This is a genomic window from Hahella sp. CCB-MM4, assembly GCF_002260525.1.
Classification (GTDB): Bacteria; Pseudomonadota; Gammaproteobacteria; order Pseudomonadales; family Oleiphilaceae; genus Hahella.
Map to the genome: position 1 here is coordinate 189,164 of NZ_MRYI01000002.1, position 20,570 is coordinate 209,733.

General features: G+C 49.1%; 19 protein-coding genes. 8 read left to right on the plus strand and 11 right to left on the minus strand.

The genetic code is table 11. The features are described from left to right. The first annotated feature begins 133 nt into the window (after nucleotides 1-133). Genes BTA51_RS04420 through BTA51_RS04430 form a run of 3 tightly spaced genes read left to right on the plus strand, consistent with a single transcriptional unit; the run spans nucleotide 134 to nucleotide 3,463 of the window. Nucleotides 134-1,201 (plus strand): ABC transporter substrate-binding protein, encoded by a 1,068-nt coding sequence (locus tag BTA51_RS04420; protein WP_246840919.1) that lies wholly within the window; start codon nucleotides 134-136, stop codon nucleotides 1,199-1,201. A 55-nt stretch (nucleotides 1,202-1,256) separates the two neighbouring features. After that, a complete protein-coding gene (locus tag BTA51_RS04425; protein ID WP_094706214.1) occupies nucleotides 1,257-2,150 on the plus strand; it encodes a proline/glycine betaine ABC transporter permease in 894 nt (297 codons plus the stop codon). 53 nt (nucleotides 2,151-2,203) lie between these two features. Then, nucleotides 2,204-3,463 carry a glycine betaine/L-proline ABC transporter ATP-binding protein gene (locus BTA51_RS04430; RefSeq protein WP_210404766.1) on the plus strand — a complete coding sequence of 420 codons (1,260 nt, stop codon included), beginning with the start codon at nucleotides 2,204-2,206 and terminating at the stop codon, nucleotides 3,461-3,463. 22 nt (nucleotides 3,464-3,485) lie between these two features. Here BTA51_RS04430 and BTA51_RS04435 read toward each other — a convergent pair whose 3' ends face one another. Both BTA51_RS04435 and trmB read right to left on the minus strand, forming a co-directional pair. Then, entirely contained in the window at nucleotides 3,486-4,352 is an 867-nt protein-coding gene (locus BTA51_RS04435; RefSeq protein ID WP_094706216.1) for an N-acyl homoserine lactonase family protein, read from the minus strand. Nucleotides 4,353-4,466: 114 nt separating this feature from the next. Further along, entirely contained in the window at nucleotides 4,467-5,156 is a 690-nt protein-coding gene (gene trmB, locus BTA51_RS04440) for a tRNA (guanosine(46)-N7)-methyltransferase TrmB (RefSeq protein WP_094706217.1), read from the minus strand. Between the two features lie 433 nt (nucleotides 5,157-5,589). On the opposite strand from trmB, the gene BTA51_RS04445 reads away from it, so the two are divergent. Next, nucleotides 5,590-6,435 (plus strand): hypothetical protein, encoded by an 846-nt coding sequence (locus tag BTA51_RS04445; RefSeq protein WP_094706218.1) that lies wholly within the window; start codon nucleotides 5,590-5,592, stop codon nucleotides 6,433-6,435. A gap of 247 nt (nucleotides 6,436-6,682) precedes the next feature. Here BTA51_RS04445 and BTA51_RS04450 read toward each other — a convergent pair whose 3' ends face one another. Further along, a complete protein-coding gene (locus tag BTA51_RS04450) occupies nucleotides 6,683-8,233 on the minus strand; it encodes a YifB family Mg chelatase-like AAA ATPase (RefSeq protein WP_094706219.1) in 1,551 nt (516 codons plus the stop codon). A gap of 77 nt (nucleotides 8,234-8,310) precedes the next feature. Further along, entirely contained in the window at nucleotides 8,311-8,583 is a 273-nt protein-coding gene (locus BTA51_RS04455) for an accessory factor UbiK family protein (protein WP_094706220.1), read from the minus strand. A gap of 368 nt (nucleotides 8,584-8,951) precedes the next feature. On the opposite strand from BTA51_RS04455, the gene glnK reads away from it, so the two are divergent. The 3 genes from glnK (at nucleotide 8,952) to BTA51_RS04470 (ending at nucleotide 11,124) form a co-directional block, all read left to right on the plus strand. Further along, nucleotides 8,952-9,290 (plus strand): P-II family nitrogen regulator, encoded by a 339-nt coding sequence (gene glnK / locus BTA51_RS04460; RefSeq protein ID WP_020405902.1) that lies wholly within the window; start codon nucleotides 8,952-8,954, stop codon nucleotides 9,288-9,290. Nucleotides 9,291-9,341: 51 nt separating this feature from the next. Beyond that, entirely contained in the window at nucleotides 9,342-10,628 is a 1,287-nt protein-coding gene (locus tag BTA51_RS04465) for an ammonium transporter (RefSeq protein WP_094706221.1), read from the plus strand. Between the two features lie 244 nt (nucleotides 10,629-10,872). After that, the gene (locus BTA51_RS04470) at nucleotides 10,873-11,124 is read left to right on the plus strand and encodes a SemiSWEET transporter (RefSeq protein ID WP_210404767.1); all 252 of its coding nucleotides are present in this window, start codon (nucleotides 10,873-10,875) and stop codon (nucleotides 11,122-11,124) included. A 34-nt stretch (nucleotides 11,125-11,158) separates the two neighbouring features. Here the strand turns inward: BTA51_RS04470 and BTA51_RS04475 are convergent, their stop codons facing one another. The 5 genes from BTA51_RS04475 to speE form a co-directional block, all read right to left on the minus strand. After that, on the minus strand, nucleotides 11,159-11,755 hold the full coding sequence (locus BTA51_RS04475; RefSeq protein ID WP_246840920.1) for a murein L,D-transpeptidase family protein: 597 nt from the start codon (nucleotides 11,753-11,755) through the stop codon (nucleotides 11,159-11,161). 25 nt (nucleotides 11,756-11,780) lie between these two features. Beyond that, nucleotides 11,781-12,719 (minus strand): hypothetical protein, encoded by a 939-nt coding sequence (locus BTA51_RS04480; protein WP_094706224.1) that lies wholly within the window; start codon nucleotides 12,717-12,719, stop codon nucleotides 11,781-11,783. Between the two features lie 273 nt (nucleotides 12,720-12,992). After that, entirely contained in the window at nucleotides 12,993-14,210 is a 1,218-nt protein-coding gene (gene fabB / locus BTA51_RS04485) for a beta-ketoacyl-ACP synthase I (protein WP_094706225.1), read from the minus strand. Between the two features lie 30 nt (nucleotides 14,211-14,240). After that, entirely contained in the window at nucleotides 14,241-14,801 is a 561-nt protein-coding gene (gene fabA / locus BTA51_RS04490; RefSeq protein ID WP_210404768.1) for a 3-hydroxyacyl-[acyl-carrier-protein] dehydratase FabA, read from the minus strand. A 228-nt stretch (nucleotides 14,802-15,029) separates the two neighbouring features. Continuing rightward, the gene (gene speE, locus BTA51_RS04495) at nucleotides 15,030-15,893 is read right to left on the minus strand and encodes a polyamine aminopropyltransferase (RefSeq protein ID WP_094706226.1); all 864 of its coding nucleotides are present in this window, start codon (nucleotides 15,891-15,893) and stop codon (nucleotides 15,030-15,032) included. Nucleotides 15,894-16,239: 346 nt separating this feature from the next. On the opposite strand from speE, the gene speA reads away from it, so the two are divergent. Next, nucleotides 16,240-18,156 carry a biosynthetic arginine decarboxylase gene (gene speA, locus BTA51_RS04500; RefSeq protein ID WP_094706227.1) on the plus strand — a complete coding sequence of 639 codons (1,917 nt, stop codon included), beginning with the start codon at nucleotides 16,240-16,242 and terminating at the stop codon, nucleotides 18,154-18,156. Nucleotides 18,157-18,204: 48 nt separating this feature from the next. On the opposite strand, the gene BTA51_RS04505 is transcribed toward speA, so the two are convergent. Together BTA51_RS04505 and BTA51_RS04510 are read right to left on the minus strand one after the other, a co-directional pair. Next, nucleotides 18,205-19,839: an alpha-amylase family protein gene (locus tag BTA51_RS04505; protein ID WP_094706228.1), complete on the minus strand. Its 1,635-nt coding sequence runs from the start codon at nucleotides 19,837-19,839 to the stop codon at nucleotides 18,205-18,207. A 226-nt stretch (nucleotides 19,840-20,065) separates the two neighbouring features. After that, nucleotides 20,066-20,536, minus strand: coding sequence for a Dps family protein (locus tag BTA51_RS04510; protein ID WP_094706229.1), 471 nt, complete (start codon nucleotides 20,534-20,536; stop codon nucleotides 20,066-20,068). Nucleotides 20,537-20,570 lie beyond the last annotated feature (34 nt).

Below are 20,570 nucleotides of genomic sequence, written 5' to 3' on the forward strand. Positions count from 1 at the left end.
GCTCCCATTGTTTTACCCTGCCTATTTTTGCAGACTGCCTGCGGATTATTTATAGTTCTAACAAAATAACACCTTCATATTTGTAAATAACTTTTATAAATAGCTTTTTGTAAATAACTAAGGATACCGCTCTGTGAAAGTACAACACCTTTGCCTCACTGCCAGTATTATCATGTTGACGGCCTGTGGACAGGACAATGAACAACCTGCGCAATCCGCCAGCGACACAACTTCCACCGCCAAGGAGCAGGTTTCCGACTCTTCATCTTGTGGCCGTGTCACCATTGCTGACATGAACTGGAACAGCGCCACCTTAATCGCCCATATTGACCAATTCATTCTGAAGCAGGGCTATGGATGTGATGCCGAGTTAGTCCCAGGCGACACAATGCCTACCGGCACCTCAATGATTGAAAAAGGCGAACCCGATATTGCCCCGGAAATGTGGAGCAACTCACTGAAAGAAGCCATCGATCGCGGCGTGGAAGAAAAACGCCTGCGCTATGCGGGTAAATCATTGTCCGATGGCGGAGAAGAAGGCTTCTGGGTGCCATCTTACCTGGTGGAGGAAGACCCCAGCCTGGCCACAATCCAGGGCGTAATAGCCAAAGCCAAAATGTTCAAACACCCGGAAGATCCAGACAAGTCCATGTTTATGGGCTGCCCTGCCGGTTGGAACTGCCAGATCACGTCCAGCAATCTGTTTAGAGCACTACATCTGACTGATGCCGGGTTTGACCTGGTAGACCCTGGTTCAGGTGCCGCTCTGGCAGGTTCAATTGCCAAGGCTTATGAAAGCAAGGAACCCTGGTTCGGATACTACTGGGCACCGACAGCAGTTCTGGGCAAATATAAAATGGTGAAAGTGGATTTTGGCTCAGGGGTTGATCCGGACGAATATATTTCCTGCACCTCAAAAGAAGGCTGTATTGATCCCAAAGTGACAATGTATCCACCCAGCCCAGTACATACCGTCACGACCGAGAGTTTTGCTTCCAAGGCCCCTCAGGCGTATGAATATCTCACCAAGCGCTCTTTCACCAATGAAGAAATGAATGGATTTCTGGCCTGGATGGAGGAAAATCAAGCAGATGGATCCTATGCAGCAGAGTATTTTATTAAAAATAATGAAGATAAATGGAGCCAATGGGTAAGTGCGGATGCCGCCAGTAAGATCAAGACGGCCATAGCCAACCCGTAAGTTGTTCATTGTAAGGGGCTGACTGCCGGTCAGCCCTATTTCCCCGGAGTACAACATGGCTGAAAAATCCTGGCTGACCGACGTCCCCCATCTGGACCGGGAAACCCTACTAAGCATTCGCCAAACCCTCGATGAAGCATACCGCGGCTTCTCCCGCGCTTACGGAGACACCATCGAATCCTGGTTTGATCCTCTTCTGAGCTTTCTTGTCTGGTTCGAAAAGCTACTACTGGCTACCCCATGGTGGCTCATCATCCTCATTCTTGCCGGCATTTCCCATTTTGCCGCCCGCTCCTGGAAACTGACCATCAGTGTGGTTATATCCTTTCTCTTGATCGGTTATTTCGGCATGTGGGAAGACACAATGCGGACACTAAGCATCATTACTGTCTGCACACTCCTCGCAATCTCGCTTGGTATCCCCATCGGCATTGCCATGGCCCGGTCTGACAGAGTACAAATGATCTTCACCCCCATTCTCGACATCATGCAAACCATGCCTGCTTTCGTATATTTGATTCCCGTGGTGATGCTGTTGGGTATCGGCAAGATTCCAGGTGTCATCGCTGTTGTCATTTATGCTATTCCTCCCGTCATCAGACTAACGAATCTGGGTATCAGGCTGGTGGACAGAGAAGTTCTGGAAGCAGCGGATGCATACGGGGTCACACCCACACAGAGACTGTTTAATGTTCAGCTTCCGCTTGCCATGCCCAACATCATGGCCGGGGTCAACCAAACCATTATGATGGCATTGGCCATGGTGGTTATCGCATCCATGATTGGCGTTAAGGGTCTTGGACAACCAGTGCTCAAATCCATCACCAACCAATACTTCACCCTCGGCCTGTTTAATGGTCTCGCCATTGTGGCCCTCGCCATTGTCTTTGACAGGGTATCCCAGGCTTATGCGCGACGCTCCCAGCAGCATATTGGATCGAGGCAGTAATCCGGCAGTCACCCGGATTGAATAACCATTAGCTGATTGGAAACAGACTGACCATGACAGACAACACGATCATTGAAATTACCGGCCTGTACAAGGTGTTCGGTAAGTCCCCACAGAAAGTCATGCCATTGGTGCGCGAGGGTGTTCCCAAGGACGAAATCCTGAACCGTACCGGACACACGCTGGGGTTGAAGGATATCAACCTCAAGATTTGCCGTGGCGAGATTTTCGTCATCATGGGCCTGTCAGGCTCAGGAAAATCAACCTTAATCCGCCACTTCAATCGACTGATCGACCCTACCGAAGGTCAGATCAAAGTTGAGGATACGGACATCATGAAGCTGGGACTGGCTGATCTACGCCAGTTCAGGCGCAAGAAAATGTCCATGGTATTCCAGCATTTTGGGCTACTGCCCCACTACACCGTAATGGACAACGTGGCTTTTGGCCTCAAAACCCAGGGGGTCGATAAAAAGTCTCGCAATGAAAAAGCCCGACAATGGCTGCAAACTGTCGGCCTGGGGGAATACGGAGATCAGTATCCCAGCCAGCTATCAGGAGGACAGCAACAGCGAGTTGGGCTTGCCAGAGCGCTTTGCACCGATGCCGATATTCTCCTGATGGACGAAGCCTTCTCCGCCCTTGATCCGCTGATTCGCAGTGAAATGCAGGACCAGTTGATCGCCCTTCAGGAAAAGCTGCATAAAACCATTATCTTTATCACCCACGATCTGGATGAAGCCTTACGTCTGGGAGACAGAATTGCCATTCTGCGCGACGGTGAACTGGTACAGGTAGGAGAACCCAAGGACATCCTCCTGGAACCTGCTGACGACTATGTCGAAGCCTTTGTGCGGGACGTCAACCGGGCACGGGCATTGACTGTGGACACGGTAATGAAACCTCCCTCCTGCCGGATTGCCGCGGATTTGATATCTGATGCGATTCGACAGATGAAGCAATCGAAGAGTGACTATGCGTTTTGCGTCAATGAAAAGGGCTATCAAGGCTCCATTTCACGCGAAAGCCTTGAGAAGTTGCTTGAGAAGCAGGGAGACGGCGCCCTCGACGCTTCCGTGATTAACGCAGGTCTGGTGCTATCGCCCAATGCCATTATCGAAGAGGTGATTCCGGATACTCTGGAGTCAGAGTTTCCTCTACCAGTCGTCAATGAAAAAGGTGAGCTGGAGGGGGAAATTTCCCGCCGCCACATTGCCAGTATTTTGAGTGTTTCACATCACGAGCCCGAAGCTTCGAATGAGGAAACCAATGAACCGCCCCCTCAGACAGATATACCGGCTGAAGGGGCCTGATCGTGGATTTGATCAACTGGCGTTAAAGATAATATTCCGGGGCGTGTTTTATTTTTTGGTTTTGTTCCAGATCATGCTGTATCCAAAGCTCAGCCCCTTTCTCTTTCACAAACTTCTCAATCTTATCAATAGATTGGAAAGACTGCTCCTGATTGAAGTTAAAAGAAGGCACTCGACGATACGTCCGGTTCTTGGTGAAATGATAGAGGTCACCAGATAACAGGATCGGACCACTCTGAGGCATATCCAGGAATAGCACCTGATGTCCCGGTGTATGTCCTACAGCCTGTTTTATCACGACACGGCCGTCACCGAAGACATCATAGTCGCCCTGTAGAATTTTACTGTTGGGCTGACCGAAGTTGCTGTATGAATCAGGATTGAACCCAAATTTATTAGCATCCGGGCCGAATGCAGCATCAAACTCTTGCTGCTGAATCAGAAGTGTAGCCTTATTGAATAGATTGGCATTGCCGGTGTGATCACCGTGAAAATGGGAGATACCAAGATACTCTATCTCTTCCGGCTCTACCCCAATCTCCTTCAACTGCGACTGCAGAGGATGAGAAACACTCAGATGGAATGCACCGTCCCAGGCATCAACACCTTCCGGGGTCAGTTGGTCGCTCAGACCGGTATCCCATATCATATCCCCTTTCGGGTGCCTGATCAGATAACAACTGTCAGTCAATTGCTTGGACTGCCCTTCATCAACCCCCGGGGAAAACATGGAGACATCCCGGGACAGAATATTCCCGCAGTCGAATACATAAAGTTTGATGGCATCTTCTTTAGTATTCATCATCCCTGTGCACGCCGATGTTAATGCTGCGACGGCAAGAGTTGCCAACCTGGCAACAGTCCCAATTCTGCTCTGCCTACCTTTCATGGTCTTCTCCCTATGGCTAAAAAACAAATACTCGCACAGAAGATGCGAGTACTGACAGCATAAAGAGTATAATTTTCAACTATTTCAGATATATGAGTACAAATCGGGCAAGATCTAGGAGACTCTGCGGTACAGAAGATCCCATACACCATGACCCAGGCGCTCACCACGCTTCTCAAATTTGGTCACAGGACGGTAATCCGGCCGGGGAGAATACTGATTCGGACCAGCATCATTGGAATACCCATCAGCCACTTCCATGATTTCCATCATATGCTCGGCATATGGTTCCCAATCCGTCGCCATATGAAATATCCCACCCAACTTCAATTTCCGGCGAATTCTCTGAACAAATTCCGGCTGCACAATGCGTCGTTTGTTGTGGCGTTTTTTATGCCAAGGGTCAGGGAAATATAATTGCACCCGATCCAGACAGCCATCAGGAAGACAGTCGTCTATCACTCGGTTGGCATCTTCCCAATAGACCCTTAGATTCTGCAAAGAACGAAGTTCGATTTCCCTCATAAGAGCGCCAATACCAGGCTTATGAACTTCAACACCAATAAAGTTCATTTCCGGTGCCTGCTCCGCCATTTCAGCCAGCGACAGCCCCATACCAAAGCCAATTTCCAGCACCAGGGGGGCCGAACGGCCAAAAAGGTTGTCAGGATTGATCAGTCCGTTATCGACAGTCAAACCCTGAGTGGGCCACAGGTTATCAAAAGCTTTTTGCTGGGAGGCCGTCATGCGACCTCCCCGAATGACAAAACTGCGGATGCTGCGTAACGCCTTATTCTCTTCCATAGCTCTTCAACTGATTACCAGAGGTTTTCGGGACAATTTTCAGGGGGGCCTATAATAGGAAGCCCAGAACAAAAAACAAGCAGTTTTTCCCCTCAAGCTCAGGCTTCCGGGATTTAAGCTGTCAGTTTATCCAGTTTTGCCCTTTTCTGGCACACAAGTACGACAACTCATTACTCTATCCATACCGCTTACAGCACCGTCTTGGTGCATATTTATGGAAACGCACTTCCTCACAGCATAAAAAACGCACAACAAGCGACCTTGTCGTCTAATATTTTTAGGGTCGACCAATAGCGATTGCCCAATACCAGAGCGTTTTTTGGTGCATACCTTTCCATATATGGCATGTTACTCCCAAAGCCGCTTTTCTGGCCTTTAATTTGCTGTGCCTGCTTAGGGTTTGATTACTTTTCGATAAAAAAGAATATCAATTATGGCACTATCAAAAATTCGACAAGCTTATGAACGCCACCAAGAGCGTCAGCGTTGCCTCGACCTGTCCCTGCAGTTACTGGAATTAATTACCCATGTGCAGCAGCATCGGGGGGCAACCCTGGCCATTTTGGCGGGAGACGACTTTTTTGAAATGCGTCTGGCGGCCATCAAGCCTTATGTGCTCGAAGACTTACAGGAAGTTCAACAGCTTCGTAATAACTTGATCACGGATGAGGTTTGGGAAAGCCTTTGCGCAGAGTGGTTCACCGTCAATTATCATTGGCGTCAGGACAGCGCATTTCATAACTTTGAACTGCATACACACCTGATACAGCAACTATTGAAAATCTTTAAGGATTTTCTTCACAGCCCGCTTTTCTCACATCTGGATGAGATGCACCAGCCAATTGCCAAGCTTACACTTAACGAGCTTCCGGAACTGATGGAAACCGCCGCCCAGATTCGTGGTATTGGGACTCACTGCCTTGCTTCAAGTCTGCAGGAAAAAGCATTTGCAGACAGGCTGGGATTTCTATGTCGCTACTTTACCCGATCAACCCAGCATCTAAGCGCCATGCATCATCTGGATGATCTGCTGCCTACAACTCATTCCTGGTACGACATGATGGAAACCTGGGGAATGATTGAACAAAGCATCGAGGAGAGTATGCTGCAGAAAACTCCTGGAAGCAGTTTGGCCGCTGACACTTTTTTTAATAACAACAGCCAACTGGTATTTCAGACAAAGCAATATATTAAAAGTGGATTTAAACGCCTGAAAAGCGCCACTGATACTGAATTAGAGAGCTGGATCAACAATAGCTCCATCAATACCGGAACCTGATGGTGAATGGAATCGAGTAAACCGAGTTCATGGGATTCAACAAAGTTTTACAGAAAACACACTTACAAGGGAATGGATTCCTAGATCGAATTGACTATTTTTTATACAATACAAGTGTCGGCAGATGTTTATTTCGCTTTCGGGCAATAAACAGAAGTCGGCACGTCAAATTCGATCTGAAGCGATCGAAGTTGTCTTCCTAAACCCCATTTAGGAGTCCGATTTCGGACTCCTTTTTTTATGTTTTTCAATTATTTGATCGTCCAGCAACAGGCATTTCCACCATTCGTCGGCGATCCAGCGCCCTAAAACTGAGGGATTCAAGCAAATGTGCTGACGTGATGTTATCGGCTCCAGCCAGGTCCGCAATAGTTCGCGCCACCCGCAGCACACGATGGTATGCCCTTGCCGACATCCCCAGCTTTTGCAATGCCTGCTCTAGCATCATTCTATCGGCTTCACTCAGACAGCAGGCCCGCTCCAAAGCAGCACCGGATAAGTGTTGATTTGCGCCGCCATTTCGTCCGATCGCAACTTCGCGAGCCTTTTTAACCCGATGCCGGATTTCTACAGTCGAATCAACCGCTCCCTGCAACTGCAGCTCCCGTAATCCAACGGCAGGAACCTCGATATGCAGATCAAACCGGTCCAATAGGGGGCCCGAGATTTTCTGCCGATACCGCTGCACCTGCTGCTCCGAACATTGACAGGCAATTTGAGGGTGCCCCGCATAACCACAAGGGCATGGATTCATCGCTGCAATCAACTGAAATCTGGCAGGGAAAGTCGTCTGTTGGGCTGCTCGGGAGATCACGATTTCCCCAGATTCCATTGGCTCTCTTAAAACCTCCAGAACCTTTCTATCAAACTCCGGCAGCTCATCCAGGAACAGGACGCCATGATGGGCCAGCGATATTTCCCCCGGCCGTGGATTCGATCCCCCGCCCACCAAGGCGACGCCTGAAGCCGTGTGATGAGGCGATCGGAATCGCCGCTTACGCCATGTAGACGGATCGATATCCTGCCCGGCAACCGATGCGACCGCCGCCGCATCCAACGCCTCATCTTCAGACAACTCGGGAAGAATCCCAGGCAGTCTGGAAGCCAACATTGTTTTACCTGTCCCCGGCGGGCCGAACATCAGCAGATTGTGCCCTCCGGCGGCAGCAATTTCTAAAGCCCTCTTCGCTTGGAACTGGCCTTTTATGTCGCACATATCAATTTCTGAATTTTCGGCAGCATGATCGTCTGCCCCATTATCCTTCGATTTGTACGTTGAAAGAGCTTCCTGCCCACATAGATGAGCGACAAGAGACGTCAGGGAGGTTACCGGATAAACCTTTAATCCACTCACCAAGGCAGCTTCCCGAGCATTACCGGCAGGAACAAAAGCCTCCTGATCCGCCCTGAAACACTGTAAAGCGGCAGGTAAAATCCCCGAAACCGACCTGATTTCACCGGACAATGCCAGTTCGCCATAAAACTCACATTTGGAAAGAATGGAGTCCGGTATTTGTCCGGAAGCAGCCAGAATCCCCACGGCAATAGCCAAATCATAACGGCCACCCTCTTTGGGCAGGTCTGCAGGAGCCAGGTTGATCGTTATTCTACGCGCCGGAAACTCAAACCCACTGTTGAGCAAGGCGCTGCGCACACGATCTTTGCTTTCCTTGACCGCCGCTTCAGGTAGCCCGACGATGGATAGCCCCGGTAGGCCATTGGATAAATGAGTTTCAACTTTGACAGTGGGTGCAGTCACACCCGCTTTGGCACGAGTGGCCACAATTGCAAGAGACATATATCTTCCTTGATATCAGAGTGAGGCATCCCGCCTCCATTACAGGTATAAATCAATAACCCGGCTTGGACGCCGAGTTATTCAGACGTAGATACGTCAGACGCCAGCTTCTGTTCCAATTCAGTCACGCGCTTTTCGAGAGCTTCCAGTTTTTCCCGGGTTCTGCGAAGCACTTCCGTCTGAACGTCAAATTCCTCCCGGGTCACCAGATCCAGTTTACTGATAACACTGGCTAATGCAGCTTTCGCCTGCTGATGAATATCTTCCTGGGCTGACTTAGCTACGTCAGGAATAAACTGTCCAACCTGTTGGTTAATCGTATTAAGAATATCGAAGGGCGAAACCGCCATGGCTGTCCTCATCCACACAGAAATAGTATTGGCTGGCTAGTCTATCACGGCGTGAACGAGAGGGGAAAAATATGGTTTCAATAACAGGAAAACTGTGAGCTCGGACCTCGCATGCACCACAAATGTGCAGGTGATTTTTTTTGCTCCACAATGAAGCACAATAATCGATCAATAATAACCCCCATGCGCTATAATTGTGCCCTCAGCTTCATGTCTGTACAATTTATAGGATATAACAGACTGTTTTATATATAATTTTTATCTTTGGCATAACAGATGCTTAATCATGCACAAATTCCGCACATTTCCCTGTGCGTGATTGAGCGTCTAACTGTCTTATTTAAATAGGCGGGTATAAGGAGAAAAAAATGAAACTGGTAACTGCCGTAATCAAGCCATTCAAGCTGGATGACGTGCGTGAAGCACTTTCCGAGATTGGCGTACAAGGCGTCACCGTAACCGAAGTCAAAGGTTTCGGTCGCCAGAAAGGCCACACTGAACTGTACCGCGGTGCAGAGTATGTTGTGGACTTTCTTCCTAAAGTAAAAATCGAAGTCGCCATCGGTGATGACATGCTCGACCAAGTGGTTGAAGCCATTACTAAAGCGGCCAACACAGGCAAGATCGGTGACGGCAAAATTTTCGTCGTGGATCTTCAGCAAGCCATCCGTATCCGGACCGGCGAAACTGGCACCGACGCCATCTAAAAAAACTTTTCATCAACGGGTAACAGTTAAGCCTAGTGCGGAGGGCTTTTCATGGACACTAATCCAAATCTTATTTTCGAATTGCAATATGCAATCGACACATTCTATTTCCTTGTCATGGGTGCCCTGGTCATGTGGATGGCCGCCGGTTTCGCCATGCTTGAAGCAGGTCTCGTACGTGCCAAGAACACGACAGAGATCCTGACCAAAAACATCGCCCTGTACGCCGTTGCCTGTACCATGTACCTGGTATGCGGTTATGAACTGATGTACGGCGGCGGCTACTTCCTATCTTCCACTGATAATGTAGGAAGCATGACTGAAGACGCTATTGCTGGTGTGATTGAAGGATCCAAAGCCTTTAACGCAGGAGCTGAAGATTCCGGTCTGCAATACTCTGGTGCATCAGACTTCTTCTTCCAGGTTGTATTCGTAGCAACCGCCATGTCGATTGTTTCCGGTGCCGTGGCAGAGCGTATGAAGCTTTGGGCATTTCTGGCTTTCGCTGTGGTCATGACCGGTTTCATCTACCCAATGGAAGGTAGCTGGACTTGGGGCGGCAACAAAGTATTCGGTATGTTCTCCCTGAACTATAGCGACTATGCCGGCTCCGGTATCGTACACATGGCCGGTGCCGCTGCAGCCCTTGCAGGCGTTCTCCTGCTGGGTGCCCGTAAAGGCAAATACGGTGCTAACGGCCAAGTAAACGCTATCCCTGGTGCGAACCTGCCTCTGGCAACTCTGGGTACCTTCATTCTGTGGCTGGGCTGGTTCGGTTTCAATGGTGGCTCTACTCTGCAGCTGTCTGGCATTGGCGTAGCCAACGAAGTAGCCAGTGTTTTCGTTAACACTAACGCCGCTGCAGCCGGTGGCCTGATCGGCGCATTAATTGTTGCTCGCATCATGTTTGGTAAAGCAGACCTGACAATGGCTCTGAACGGCGCCCTGGCTGGCCTGGTAGCGATCACGGCTGAGCCGGCAGATCCTACACCACTGGCAGCCACTCTGATCGGTCTGGTAGGTGGTGTGATTGTTGTATTCGCTATCGTTGCCCTGGATAAACTGAAAATCGACGATCCTGTCGGTGCGATTTCAGTTCACGGTGTAGTCGGATTCTACGGCGTAATGGTAGTGCCTGTGACTGACGCAGATGCCACCTTTGTTGGCCAGTTGGTTGGCGCATTAACCATCTTCATCTGGGTATTCGTAGCCAGCCTTATCGTCTGGAGCATTCTGAAAGCAGTCATGGGAATCCGTGTCAGCGAAGAAGAAGAGTACGAAGGCGTGGATCTGGCAGAGTGTGGTATGGAAGCTTATCCAGAATTCACTCGCGAATAATCACTTCGCCTGATACCTTGAAAAACCGCCCTTCGGGGCGGTTTTTTTATGTCCAAAAAGCACACTCTCGGCATTCGCAGGGTGTCATACTCTTTTACTTAAAGATGTCATAATCTGTTACTTAAAGTAGCAACAAATCCTTATAGTATTCATTCGCATTTAGATTAAAATAGGCCGGTACTAGAATTCCTCTAGCACCACTCCCCCTGACTATTTATTTCTCTTTTTGATTTACAGGATGACTATGTTGTCGACGTTGATAGGTTCTATCGCCGCGATATGCACCACTCTGGCCTTTTTGCCGCAGGTGTTGCTGACACTGAAAACCCGGGACACAACGGGTGTATCCCTGGTGATGTACAGTGTGTTCAGCTTCGGTGTATCTATGTGGCTGGTCTATGGCGTCATATTGGTGGAGTGGCCAATCATTATTGCCAACGTAATCACTCTGGCGTTAGCAATGACGGTACTTACCTTAAAAATCAGGTACGGCTGAGACTGACGATTTCAGGATGCGAATGACGCCTTGGTCATGGCTTTATGACAATGGGCGTCCCGTCACTCACTAGACGCCACACTTCATCCATAGCGGTATTGGTTAACGCGATACACCCGTCCGTCCAGTCTTCATTCAGAAGTTTCTTAGACATCCCGGCCTTCATGGCATTCGGCCAACCATGAATCATAATCATCCCGCCAGGATCCTTCCCTCTGGATTCCGCATAAGCAATATCATCAGGGTTCGGATATGAAACATGGATCGATTTGTAGTAATGGCTGTTAGGATTACGCCAGTCCAGAGTGTATGCCCCTTCCGGGGTTCTCTCATCCCCTTCAAACTGCTTGTGGCCAATCGGGTCATCTCCCAGAGCAATATTGTAGACTCTGAAAGGCACTCCGTTGCTGATCAGACTAAGCGTTCGATCCCTTTTCTTTACCAAAACCATATCCACCACAGGAATCTCACTCACCGGAAGTGGTTTGGTAACCGGAACAGAGAACGATTGATTTAACGCCAACCTAAATTCCTGTGGATCAGCTCCTACGCCGGAATCAGCATGAAGGAAGGTTGAGAAAATTAATGAAAACCCTGTTGCCAACGTCAGTCTTTTTGTCATCCTTATCATTACAACTTACCGCGTCATTTTCTCTTTATTGAAAAGTGCATTGTCCGATTTTCGGAGCTCCAGCCCTGGAGTAATCAATGGGTGAAATATTCAGACCACAGCGTTCACTGGTCCAGAACTCCCTTCTCTCAAAAGGAGTTTGTGAAGACAAATTAGCATTCGGGATACAGAAAACTTTTCTTTTCCCGATATTTGCTGCCTCTATGTCCTGACTGTGATAGCGGCAGAAAAAATCATCGAACCGACCGTCCGCTATCATGGCCATAAGCCCTGCTTCTATTCGTTTCGCCAAATCCGGCCGCTTAGGCGTGACAAAAAAGTATGTCGGCAATGGTATATATAACATGAGAGCATCATCTACCCTCAATTCAGGAAACTTCGTTACATTGCGATAGAACTCACTATAGACTTCGTTTACCCCCCTGCCAAATGTATGGAATCGACCATTTGCAAGCATCTCGAAGAGTTCTTCGTAGTTGTCGCTGGAAATCACATCGAATCCGGCATCACGCATAACCCGGGCAGTAGACCATTGCGCCCCGGAACCGGTTGGAAGCTGAATGAACTCCTGAAGTGTCCCGATCTGGCGCAGAAGGTGTTGATTCTCCTTCATTATAAGGAACACCCTAAATCCCTGTACGCCCTTACGTATGGGGATACGAATAGGGATCAAGTGCTCTTCCCAATCTGGCTTTGGTGCTTCAGCCATTACCTGAATGACTTCACCTTTGACCAACTCCAGGAATGCAGTGTCCCGGGGCATGACTTGATCAGCCTGCACCACCCTGTCGGCACCGTATTCTGATTCAGTCGCATCCAGAACCATCTGCAGCAGCAACTCAGGATACTGGTAGCGAACATCGTTATCAGACAACGGCCGGTTTATGATCACTCTTCCGGCAATCGCTTCGCCGGTCAGCATCAGCGCCAACATGACTAAAATAATACGCAGGACAAATGCCATAGACAGGATCGCTCTACATATCAATCATCAACATGGCTTCGAGCCCCGAAAACCTCCCTGGCGCCACTCGTTTTTTAAGTATAGACAACCGAAGAGGGACCTATCCATTGCAAGTATTATCAAATGTGACCTAGTAACAATAGATGAGTAGCCACGCGAGAGGCTGTGAGCGTACAGGACAGACATGAAGGGAAACAAGATTCGGGCCTATTTGACCCGCCAATAAAGACGAAAAGCCTCCCTGGTGATACGGCGCCAGGGAGGCTATGGATGCTAGTCTTTATACTTACGGAAGACTAAGGTTGCGTTGGTTCCACCAAAACCGAAGCTGTTACTCATAACGGTGTTAAGATCAACATCAGTAATGGCTTCAGTGACGATAGGAGCATCAGCAGCGCCCTCGTCCATAGACTCAATATGCATGGAAGGAGTAATGAAATTACCCTGTTGCATCAGCAGACAGTAGATTGCCTCCTGCACGCCTGCAGCACCCAGCGAGTGGCCGGTCAGAGCCTTGGTAGAACTGATTCTGGGGATGCTATCGCCAAATGCGGATTTCACAGCCTTCAGCTCAACAATGTCTCCAGCAGGGGTACTTGTGCCATGAGTATTGAGGTAATCAATCGGTGTATCGACTGTCGCCAATGCCTGTTGCATGCAGCGCACAGCACCTTCACCTGATGGAGCCACCATGTCAGCACCGTCTGAAGTGGCACCATAACCAACCAGCTCAGCATAAATCGGAGCGCCACGCTTGAGAGCGTGCTCAAGTTCTTCGACGACCACAACACCGCCGCCACCGGCGATAACAAAGCCATCGCGAGTGCTGCAGTATGGACGTGATGCATGAGCTGCGTCGTCGTTATATTTGGTGGACAGCGCCCCCATGGCGTCAAACAGAACAGCCAAACTCCAGTGTTCCTCTTCGCCCCCGCCGGCAAACACAACATCCTGCTTGCCAAGCTGGATTTGTTCCCAGGCATGACCAATACAGTGTGCGGCAGTCGCACAGGCGGAAGTAATGGAGTAATTCACACCACGGATTTTAAAGGAAGTCGCCAGACAGGCATTGACAGAGCTGTTCATGGTGCGGGTAACTCGGTAAGGCCCTACACGCTTGACGCCTTTTTCACGGAGGATGTCTACAGACTCAACGACGTTGCTGGTGGAAGCACCACCAGATCCCATGACAATTCCTGTACGGGAACTGGTTAAAAGCTCTTCGTCAATCTTGGCATCTTCAATCGCCTGCTTCATGGATAAATAGGCATAACCCGCTGCATCACCCATGAAACGCAGGAGTTTCCGATCAATTTCTTCTTCCAGGTTGATGTCCGGAGTACCACTGACGTGGCTGCGCAGACCCGCTTCCTTATAGCTTTCGTTATAACGAATACCGGACCGCCCCGCCTTAAGGGCTGCCGCAACCTCTTCTTTGGAGTTACCGAGGCAAGAGATAATGCCCATTCCGGTGATCACTGCACGTTTCATTTAGAAACCTCTTTCGTTTTCCATCCTGTCTTATTTGATCTCTGCGCCTTTCATCGAGGCAGGATCAAACAAACCAACTCGTAAATCTTTAGCACTGTATATCGGATTGCCGTCAACCAGCATGGTTGCATCAGCAATCCCCATGATCAATCTGCGGGCGATAACACGTTTAATATCCAGAACATATTCCACCAGCTTCGCTTCAGGCAGTACCTGACCGGTGAACTTCACTTCGCCTACACCAAGAGCACGCCCCAGTCCACGATGACCGGACCATGCCAGGTAGAAACCAACCAACTGCCACATGGCATCCAATCCCAGGCATCCTGGCATTACGGGATCACCAACAAAGTGACATTTGAAGAACCACAGGTCGGGATTGATATCCAGCTCTGCCCGGATGATGCCATGGTTGTAAGCACCTCCATCACTGACTATATGCTGGATACGATCGACCATCAGCATTTGATCAATGGGGAGCTTGGCCGTATCGAGACCAAACAATTCACCATATCCGCAACGTTTAAGTTCGTCCTCGGTGTACGAACTTTTCACAATGTTAGGGCCGGAAGATCCAGGGGCCGTGTTCACTAGTTTCACCTCAATTGGAGTGGCATTGACTCCATATTATTCTGGCGCCACTTTAGTGGCGATTAATGACAGTTTTTTTACAAAGACCTTACCTGCCATCCTATTGAATTCAAGGCTTAAGGTCTATTGGACAAAGGTAGGTTCAAATCACAGACTCAGAATTATTCTATGTCAGGAGCCACTTTTCCATAGCAAAACGGGGCATTACAGCCCCGCTTCAGAACTCTTTCAGTCCAGCCCAAGCTCTCTTTTCATGAATTCAGGTTGAGCCAACGCTCCATGATGAATCGCGCTGTTGTAATATTCAGTCACGAAAGGTTTGTCATTGACATCCTCTTCACGGAAGTAATCCAGCTTCTTACCCTTACCGGCCATTGTGCAGCTCCACCAGCCCGTTGGATATACCGGTTGAGGAAACGGGAGAGTATGAGTATCGTTAAACCCAGCTTCCCGCATATCCTTATGCACATTTTTAATAATGGTGGAGGTATGCAGCAAAGGAGACTCGGTTTGCTGCACCAGCACTCCGCCTTCTCTCAGGGCAATAAAGCAGTTACGGTAGAAATCGACGGCGAACAGACCTTCCGCAGGTCCTACCGGATCCGTTGAGTCCACAATAATCACATCAATGGACTCCGGCTCAGCATCGGCAATCCACTTAATCCCGTCACCAAAGAAAAAGTTCGCCCGCGGATCATTATTGGCAGTGCACAAGTTGGGGAAATATTCCTCAGACACCCGCGTTACACGCTCATCGATTTCCACCTGCCAGGCTTCTTCCACTCCAGGATGTTTCAAAACTTCTTTCAATGCACCGCAGTCGCCCCCACCTACGATGACCACCTTCTTGGGATCGGCATGGGTGAACAGCGCAGGGTGAATCATCATTTCGTGGTACAGAAAATTGTCTCTGTCGGTGAGCATAACGCAGCCATCCAACACCATCAGACGCCCGAAAGTGGCCGTCTCGAATATCTCAATCTTCTGAAATTCACTCTGCTCTTCATGCAGTTTGGATTTCACCTGCAAAGAAAACCCGGTTCCCTGATCCTGAAAGATCTCGGTAAACCAACCTGGAATCTGCTCGCTCATGGTATTCTCCGTGGACAATAGGGTGAACAGTTGGGCGAAATTATGCCCAGTCATCGCCTGCGGCTATATTTTCCAACTCTCGATAATGGAGGCCTATTGTAAGCGTACGTGTACAGGATCAAAGTAGTTTTTAAACAGATTAGGAAAAATTGCTGATTTTTCTGATTTGAACACGTTGCAGTCCACTAAAATTAATCTGTGGCCCGGATGAATTCCCCACGCTTTTATTTCACTATTAGGCCGATACTTAAAAGCATCTGACGCCACATGAAATGTTAGAAAATTCAGACATAGGCGCATAGAATACGCGCAAATCTGACATCCTGACCCTAGAGGGTATTTGCCAATGACTGAATGGAATGCCAAAGACGCACTGAAGACCTACAATATCAAGCATTGGGGTGACAATTACATTACTGTCAATGATGCAGGAGAGGTCGCCATTCAGCCCAGAGGGAACGACTCCCCTCTTCAGGTCAGTCTGGTAAAACTGGCTGACAATATTCGCGCCAGTGGATTGAGCCTTCCGGTGTTGGTCCGTTTTCCGGATATTCTTCATCACCGCGTCAACCGTTTGTGTCAGGCATTTAACAATGCCGCTGATCAATTGCAATACGGCGGACGTTATACTGCGGTTTACCCAATCAAAGTCAATCAGCAACGTCGCGTGGTCGAAGAAATCGTTGCGGCTGAACCGGCACGCAGCGAACAGCAGATCGGCCTGGAAGCCGGTAGTAAACCCGAACTGATTGCAGTGCTGGCACTGAGCCCCAAAAACGGCACTATCGTTTGCAATGGCTACAAAGACAGGGAGTTCATTCGCTTGGCCTTACTCGGGCAAATGATGGGGCATCGGGTATTCATTGTGGTGGAGAAACTCAATGAACTGCATCTGATACTGGAGGAAAGCAAGGCTTTAGGAATTACACCGACAATTGGGATAAGAGCACGTCTTTCGTCGATAGGAAAAGGTAACTGGCAAAATACCGGGGGTGAGAAATCCAAATTCGGCCTGTCATCCTCCCAGGTGATTGAAGTCATGCAGGTACTGGAGGCCAGGAAGATGCAGGACTGCCTGCAACTACTCCATTTCCACCTCGGTTCTCAAATCGCCAATATTCGTGATATCCAGACCGGCCTACGTGAGTGTGCCCGATTCTATGGTGAATTGCGCCGCATGGGTGCTGACATTCAAATCGTTGATGTCGGCGGAGGCTTGGGAATCGACTATGACGGAACACGCTCACGCGGCGCCTGTTCGATGAATTACAGCCTCAATGAATACGCCTATAACGTTCTCAGAACCCTGAAAGAGGAATGTGATCGTACCGGCATTCCCCATCCAAATGTCATTACCGAATCCGGCCGTGCGCTGACGGCGCATCATGCTGTGCTCATTACCGATATCATTGATCAGGAACGCATCACCACCAGCCCGATGGAAGACTTCAAGGATCTGGACGAGCACTCACCGGCCGTGCTCCGTGATCTGCTGGAAGATCTACAGGCTGTGCAGGATCGCAATAACCAGCGTTCCCTGGTGGAGATTTATCATGATGGCGTCCATGCCCTGCACGAAGCTCAGGGTATGTTCATTCATGGTGTGCTGACACTGGAGCAAAGGTCTTTGGCTGAGAAGCTGTATCAAGCTCTCTGCCTGCATTTGAGAACGCTTCTGACACCGGATAGCCGAGCACATCGCGAAATTCTGGACGAGTTGAACGAGAAGCTTGCCGACAAGGTTTTCGTCAACTTCTCACTGTTCCAGTCGCTGCCTGACATCTGGGGAATTGATCAAATCTTCCCTATTCTACCTCTGTCCGGTCTGGATAAATCCCCTAGTCGTCGAGGCGTTATTCAGGACATCACGTGCGATTCAGACGGCCGAATTGATCAATACGTGGACAGTTATGGTGTGGAAACCACACTCCCCTTACCAGAATATCGCGCCGGTGAAAGCAACCTGATAGGTTTTTTCCTAACCGGCGCATACCAGGAAATTCTGGGAGACCTGCACAACCTGTTTGGTGATACGGATTCCATTGATGCCTACTTCGACGGACAGGGAGACGTGGAACTGAAACATAAGATAAGCGGTGATACGGTGGAAAAGGTTCTGCGCTACGTAAACTTTGTACCAGAGCAGTTGGTCACCGCTTTTGAAGCCAAAATCAATGCAACGGGACTGGATGATGATAACAAGGCCCGCTATCTCGCCGAATACCAGGCAGGACTGGACGGCTACACTTATCTGGAAGAGTGACCAAAGCCGACATTGTCAGGGTGGTATAACCACCCTGCACCGTATCGGTTAGGGTGAGACCTCCAAAAATCTCGCCTGAAGAGGCAGCAGCTCTACGGTCAGAGTATTGCCTACTGCGTTGAGTTCTTCTGCTGATTCCAGATCCGTCAAAGATGTATTTCCATCAATGTTATTAACATTAAGCAGAAGAGTGCGGCTACTTTCAGTGACATTCACAACAAATAGTACTTTATCTGCCCCGGCCACTTTGTAATCAACGTATAACGCTTCCCCTTCATTGGAAACAATGTGCTTGCGACTGCCAAGATATAGAGCTGGATGATCTTTACGGATAGCCATCAGGCCTGAAATTCTGTCCCGTAATGCCTTCTGGTTGGCATTGGCTGAAAACACAGAGGCCCCCGGTTCACTGGCAAGGCTTTCTATTTTTGCCGTGCTCCTGGCAACATGATCATCACATAGGCCGCTACTGACACAATCCCCGGTCACTTTGTCGTCAAAACCGTCCACCTGGTCTCCAATTTCCTCGCCATAGTAAAGGGTAATTGGACCAGTGTAAGCCGAGAGAAATGCATAGACTGCCTGGTACCGGGACCAATATGTGGAATCTGACGGATCGGCCAGACCCTCTCTTTGCAGCAGATCACCAAACCTTACCAGGTCATGGTTAGTGATAAAGCCGTTGGGCACCGCATGAGATGGATAAACGTTGTGCGTAGCGAATCCATCATTCAGCGTTGAAGCATTGCGAATATCATAGCCACCTTCTTCCCCGGCAAAGGCCTGGACTATCCGGTAACGCATGGGGAAGTCAAAGGCGCTACAAAGTCCGGGAGCTGAGGTTTCACCATATCCATTAGAGGCAATTCCAGACTCGCCGTCCCATATTTCCGCCACCATGTAGCCAAGAGGATTGACCGTCTCACCGGCCAATTGATATGACACCGACGCAGATGTATTTTCAACAGCCTGACGAATCTCCCCCCAAGCCCCGGTTGGAACCTGATAGGCCTGATCCAGGCGCCAGCCATCAATCTTTAATTCGCTAACCCAGTATGTAGCGACTTCCTTAAAGAAGTCCAAATCATCTGGATAGACAGCTTCCCGCCCAGTAGATGCCTGCCCCTTTCCGCTACGGGAAACGCTTATCCCTTTGGGTGAAACATAATTGTGGGCGTTTTCCTTGAAATGGCCGAAAACGCCATCGAAGAACACATACATTCCCAAGTCATGGGCTTTGTTTACCAACTCCCTGGCATCATCCAGGGAACCGAAGTTTGGATCGATACTGAAATAATTCGTTGCAAAGTAACCGGTAGCATCAAGACGGTCAGCGGCCAGATCCTGGCCACTCAAAGAAACTGATTCGAATACGGGTGTCAGCCAAATCGCATTCATCCCCAGGCTCTGAATATACTCAAGTGAATTGATTACTCCCTGAATATCTCCCCGGTGGTGGCTTGTTCCGTATCCCACTCCATATCCAGCGCCATCGGTATCAATGTAGGCTTCTGTCATTACCTGATAGATTCTAAGTTCTTTAGCCTTTTCATATAACGCAGAGTTGCATGCATAGGGGCTATAACCCTGACCAGAAACACCACTCCCGGAAGAACCACCTCCACCACAAGCCGTCAACACAGAACAAACCATGGCGGTACCCAGTGCACCTAAATACCTCATCACAACCTCTGTAATTTATTTTTTGTAGTACTTCAGGCTCCCATCATCAAGGAGACATATAAATGAGCGCAACGGCCGGGCAGCGAAAATCAGGGGATGAGGCGGGGGAGGGAGAAGTCCTCACCCCGATGAGACTGGCTGGATATCCATCTACTTATAATTGAGAGCATGCTATTTCACAAACAGTTGCTCACAGCATATTGTTTACAGAGCATCTAGGAAGGTTCTATATCATGCTCCGCAGCATCCAGGCTGCTTTTTCATGAATACTCAAACGATCAGACAGCAACGATGCGGTGCTTTCGTCAGCAACTTCCTGGGCATGGGGTAATGCTTTCCGGATTGTTCTGACAACGGTTTCCTGGTCCTTAGCCAGAATCGCCAGCATTTCGTTTGCCGCTGGAACGCTCTCTTCTTCCTGAATGGAAGTTAATTCCCGGTATTTCGAGTAGCTTGCCGGTGCATATTCCCCAAGAGCACGAATTCGTTCAGCAATCAGGTCAATAGCGGCCGCCAAATCAGTGTATTGCAGCTCTGTCAGAGCATGTACTTCCTGAAACCTGGGACCGGTCACGTTCCAATGGAAGTTCTGAGTTTTCAGGTAAAGCGTGTAGGTATCGGCCAATAACGCGGACAGGTCTTCAACAATTCTCTGTCTTGAGCTTTCATCGATACCAATATTAATTGAAGTAGTCATATGAACCTCCCAGTTCCCCTTATGAGTGTGAATT

Bases quoted from the DNA above. Each gene is read 5' to 3' on its own strand.
- BTA51_RS04425 (WP_094706214.1), top strand. From the start codon at position 1,257: ATGGCTGAAAAATCCTGGCTGACCGACGTCCCCCATCTGGACCGGGAA.
- BTA51_RS04450 (WP_094706219.1), bottom strand. From the start codon at position 8,233: ATGTCTCTTGCAATTGTGGCCACTCGTGCCAAAGCGGGTGTGACTGCA.
- speE (WP_094706226.1), bottom strand. From the start codon at position 15,893: ATGAGCGAGCAGATTCCAGGTTGGTTTACCGAGATCTTTCAGGATCAG.
- BTA51_RS04480 (WP_094706224.1), bottom strand. From the start codon at position 12,719: ATGGCATTTGTCCTGCGTATTATTTTAGTCATGTTGGCGCTGATGCTG.
- speA (WP_094706227.1), top strand. From the start codon at position 16,240: ATGACTGAATGGAATGCCAAAGACGCACTGAAGACCTACAATATCAAG.
- glnK (WP_020405902.1), top strand. From the start codon at position 8,952: ATGAAACTGGTAACTGCCGTAATCAAGCCATTCAAGCTGGATGACGTG.
- BTA51_RS04475 (WP_246840920.1), bottom strand. From the start codon at position 11,755: ATGATAAGGATGACAAAAAGACTGACGTTGGCAACAGGGTTTTCATTA.
- BTA51_RS04510 (WP_094706229.1), bottom strand. From the start codon at position 20,536: ATGACTACTTCAATTAATATTGGTATCGATGAAAGCTCAAGACAGAGA.
- BTA51_RS04455 (WP_094706220.1), bottom strand. From the start codon at position 8,583: ATGGCGGTTTCGCCCTTCGATATTCTTAATACGATTAACCAACAGGTT.
- BTA51_RS04445 (WP_094706218.1), top strand. From the start codon at position 5,590: ATGGCACTATCAAAAATTCGACAAGCTTATGAACGCCACCAAGAGCGT.
- trmB (WP_094706217.1), bottom strand. From the start codon at position 5,156: ATGGAAGAGAATAAGGCGTTACGCAGCATCCGCAGTTTTGTCATTCGG.
- BTA51_RS04435 (WP_094706216.1), bottom strand. From the start codon at position 4,352: ATGAAAGGTAGGCAGAGCAGAATTGGGACTGTTGCCAGGTTGGCAACT.
- BTA51_RS04430 (WP_210404766.1), top strand. From the start codon at position 2,204: ATGACAGACAACACGATCATTGAAATTACCGGCCTGTACAAGGTGTTC.
- fabB (WP_094706225.1), bottom strand. From the start codon at position 14,210: ATGAAACGTGCAGTGATCACCGGAATGGGCATTATCTCTTGCCTCGGT.
- BTA51_RS04465 (WP_094706221.1), top strand. From the start codon at position 9,342: ATGGACACTAATCCAAATCTTATTTTCGAATTGCAATATGCAATCGAC.
- BTA51_RS04505 (WP_094706228.1), bottom strand. From the start codon at position 19,839: ATGAGGTATTTAGGTGCACTGGGTACCGCCATGGTTTGTTCTGTGTTG.
- BTA51_RS04470 (WP_210404767.1), top strand. From the start codon at position 10,873: ATGTTGTCGACGTTGATAGGTTCTATCGCCGCGATATGCACCACTCTG.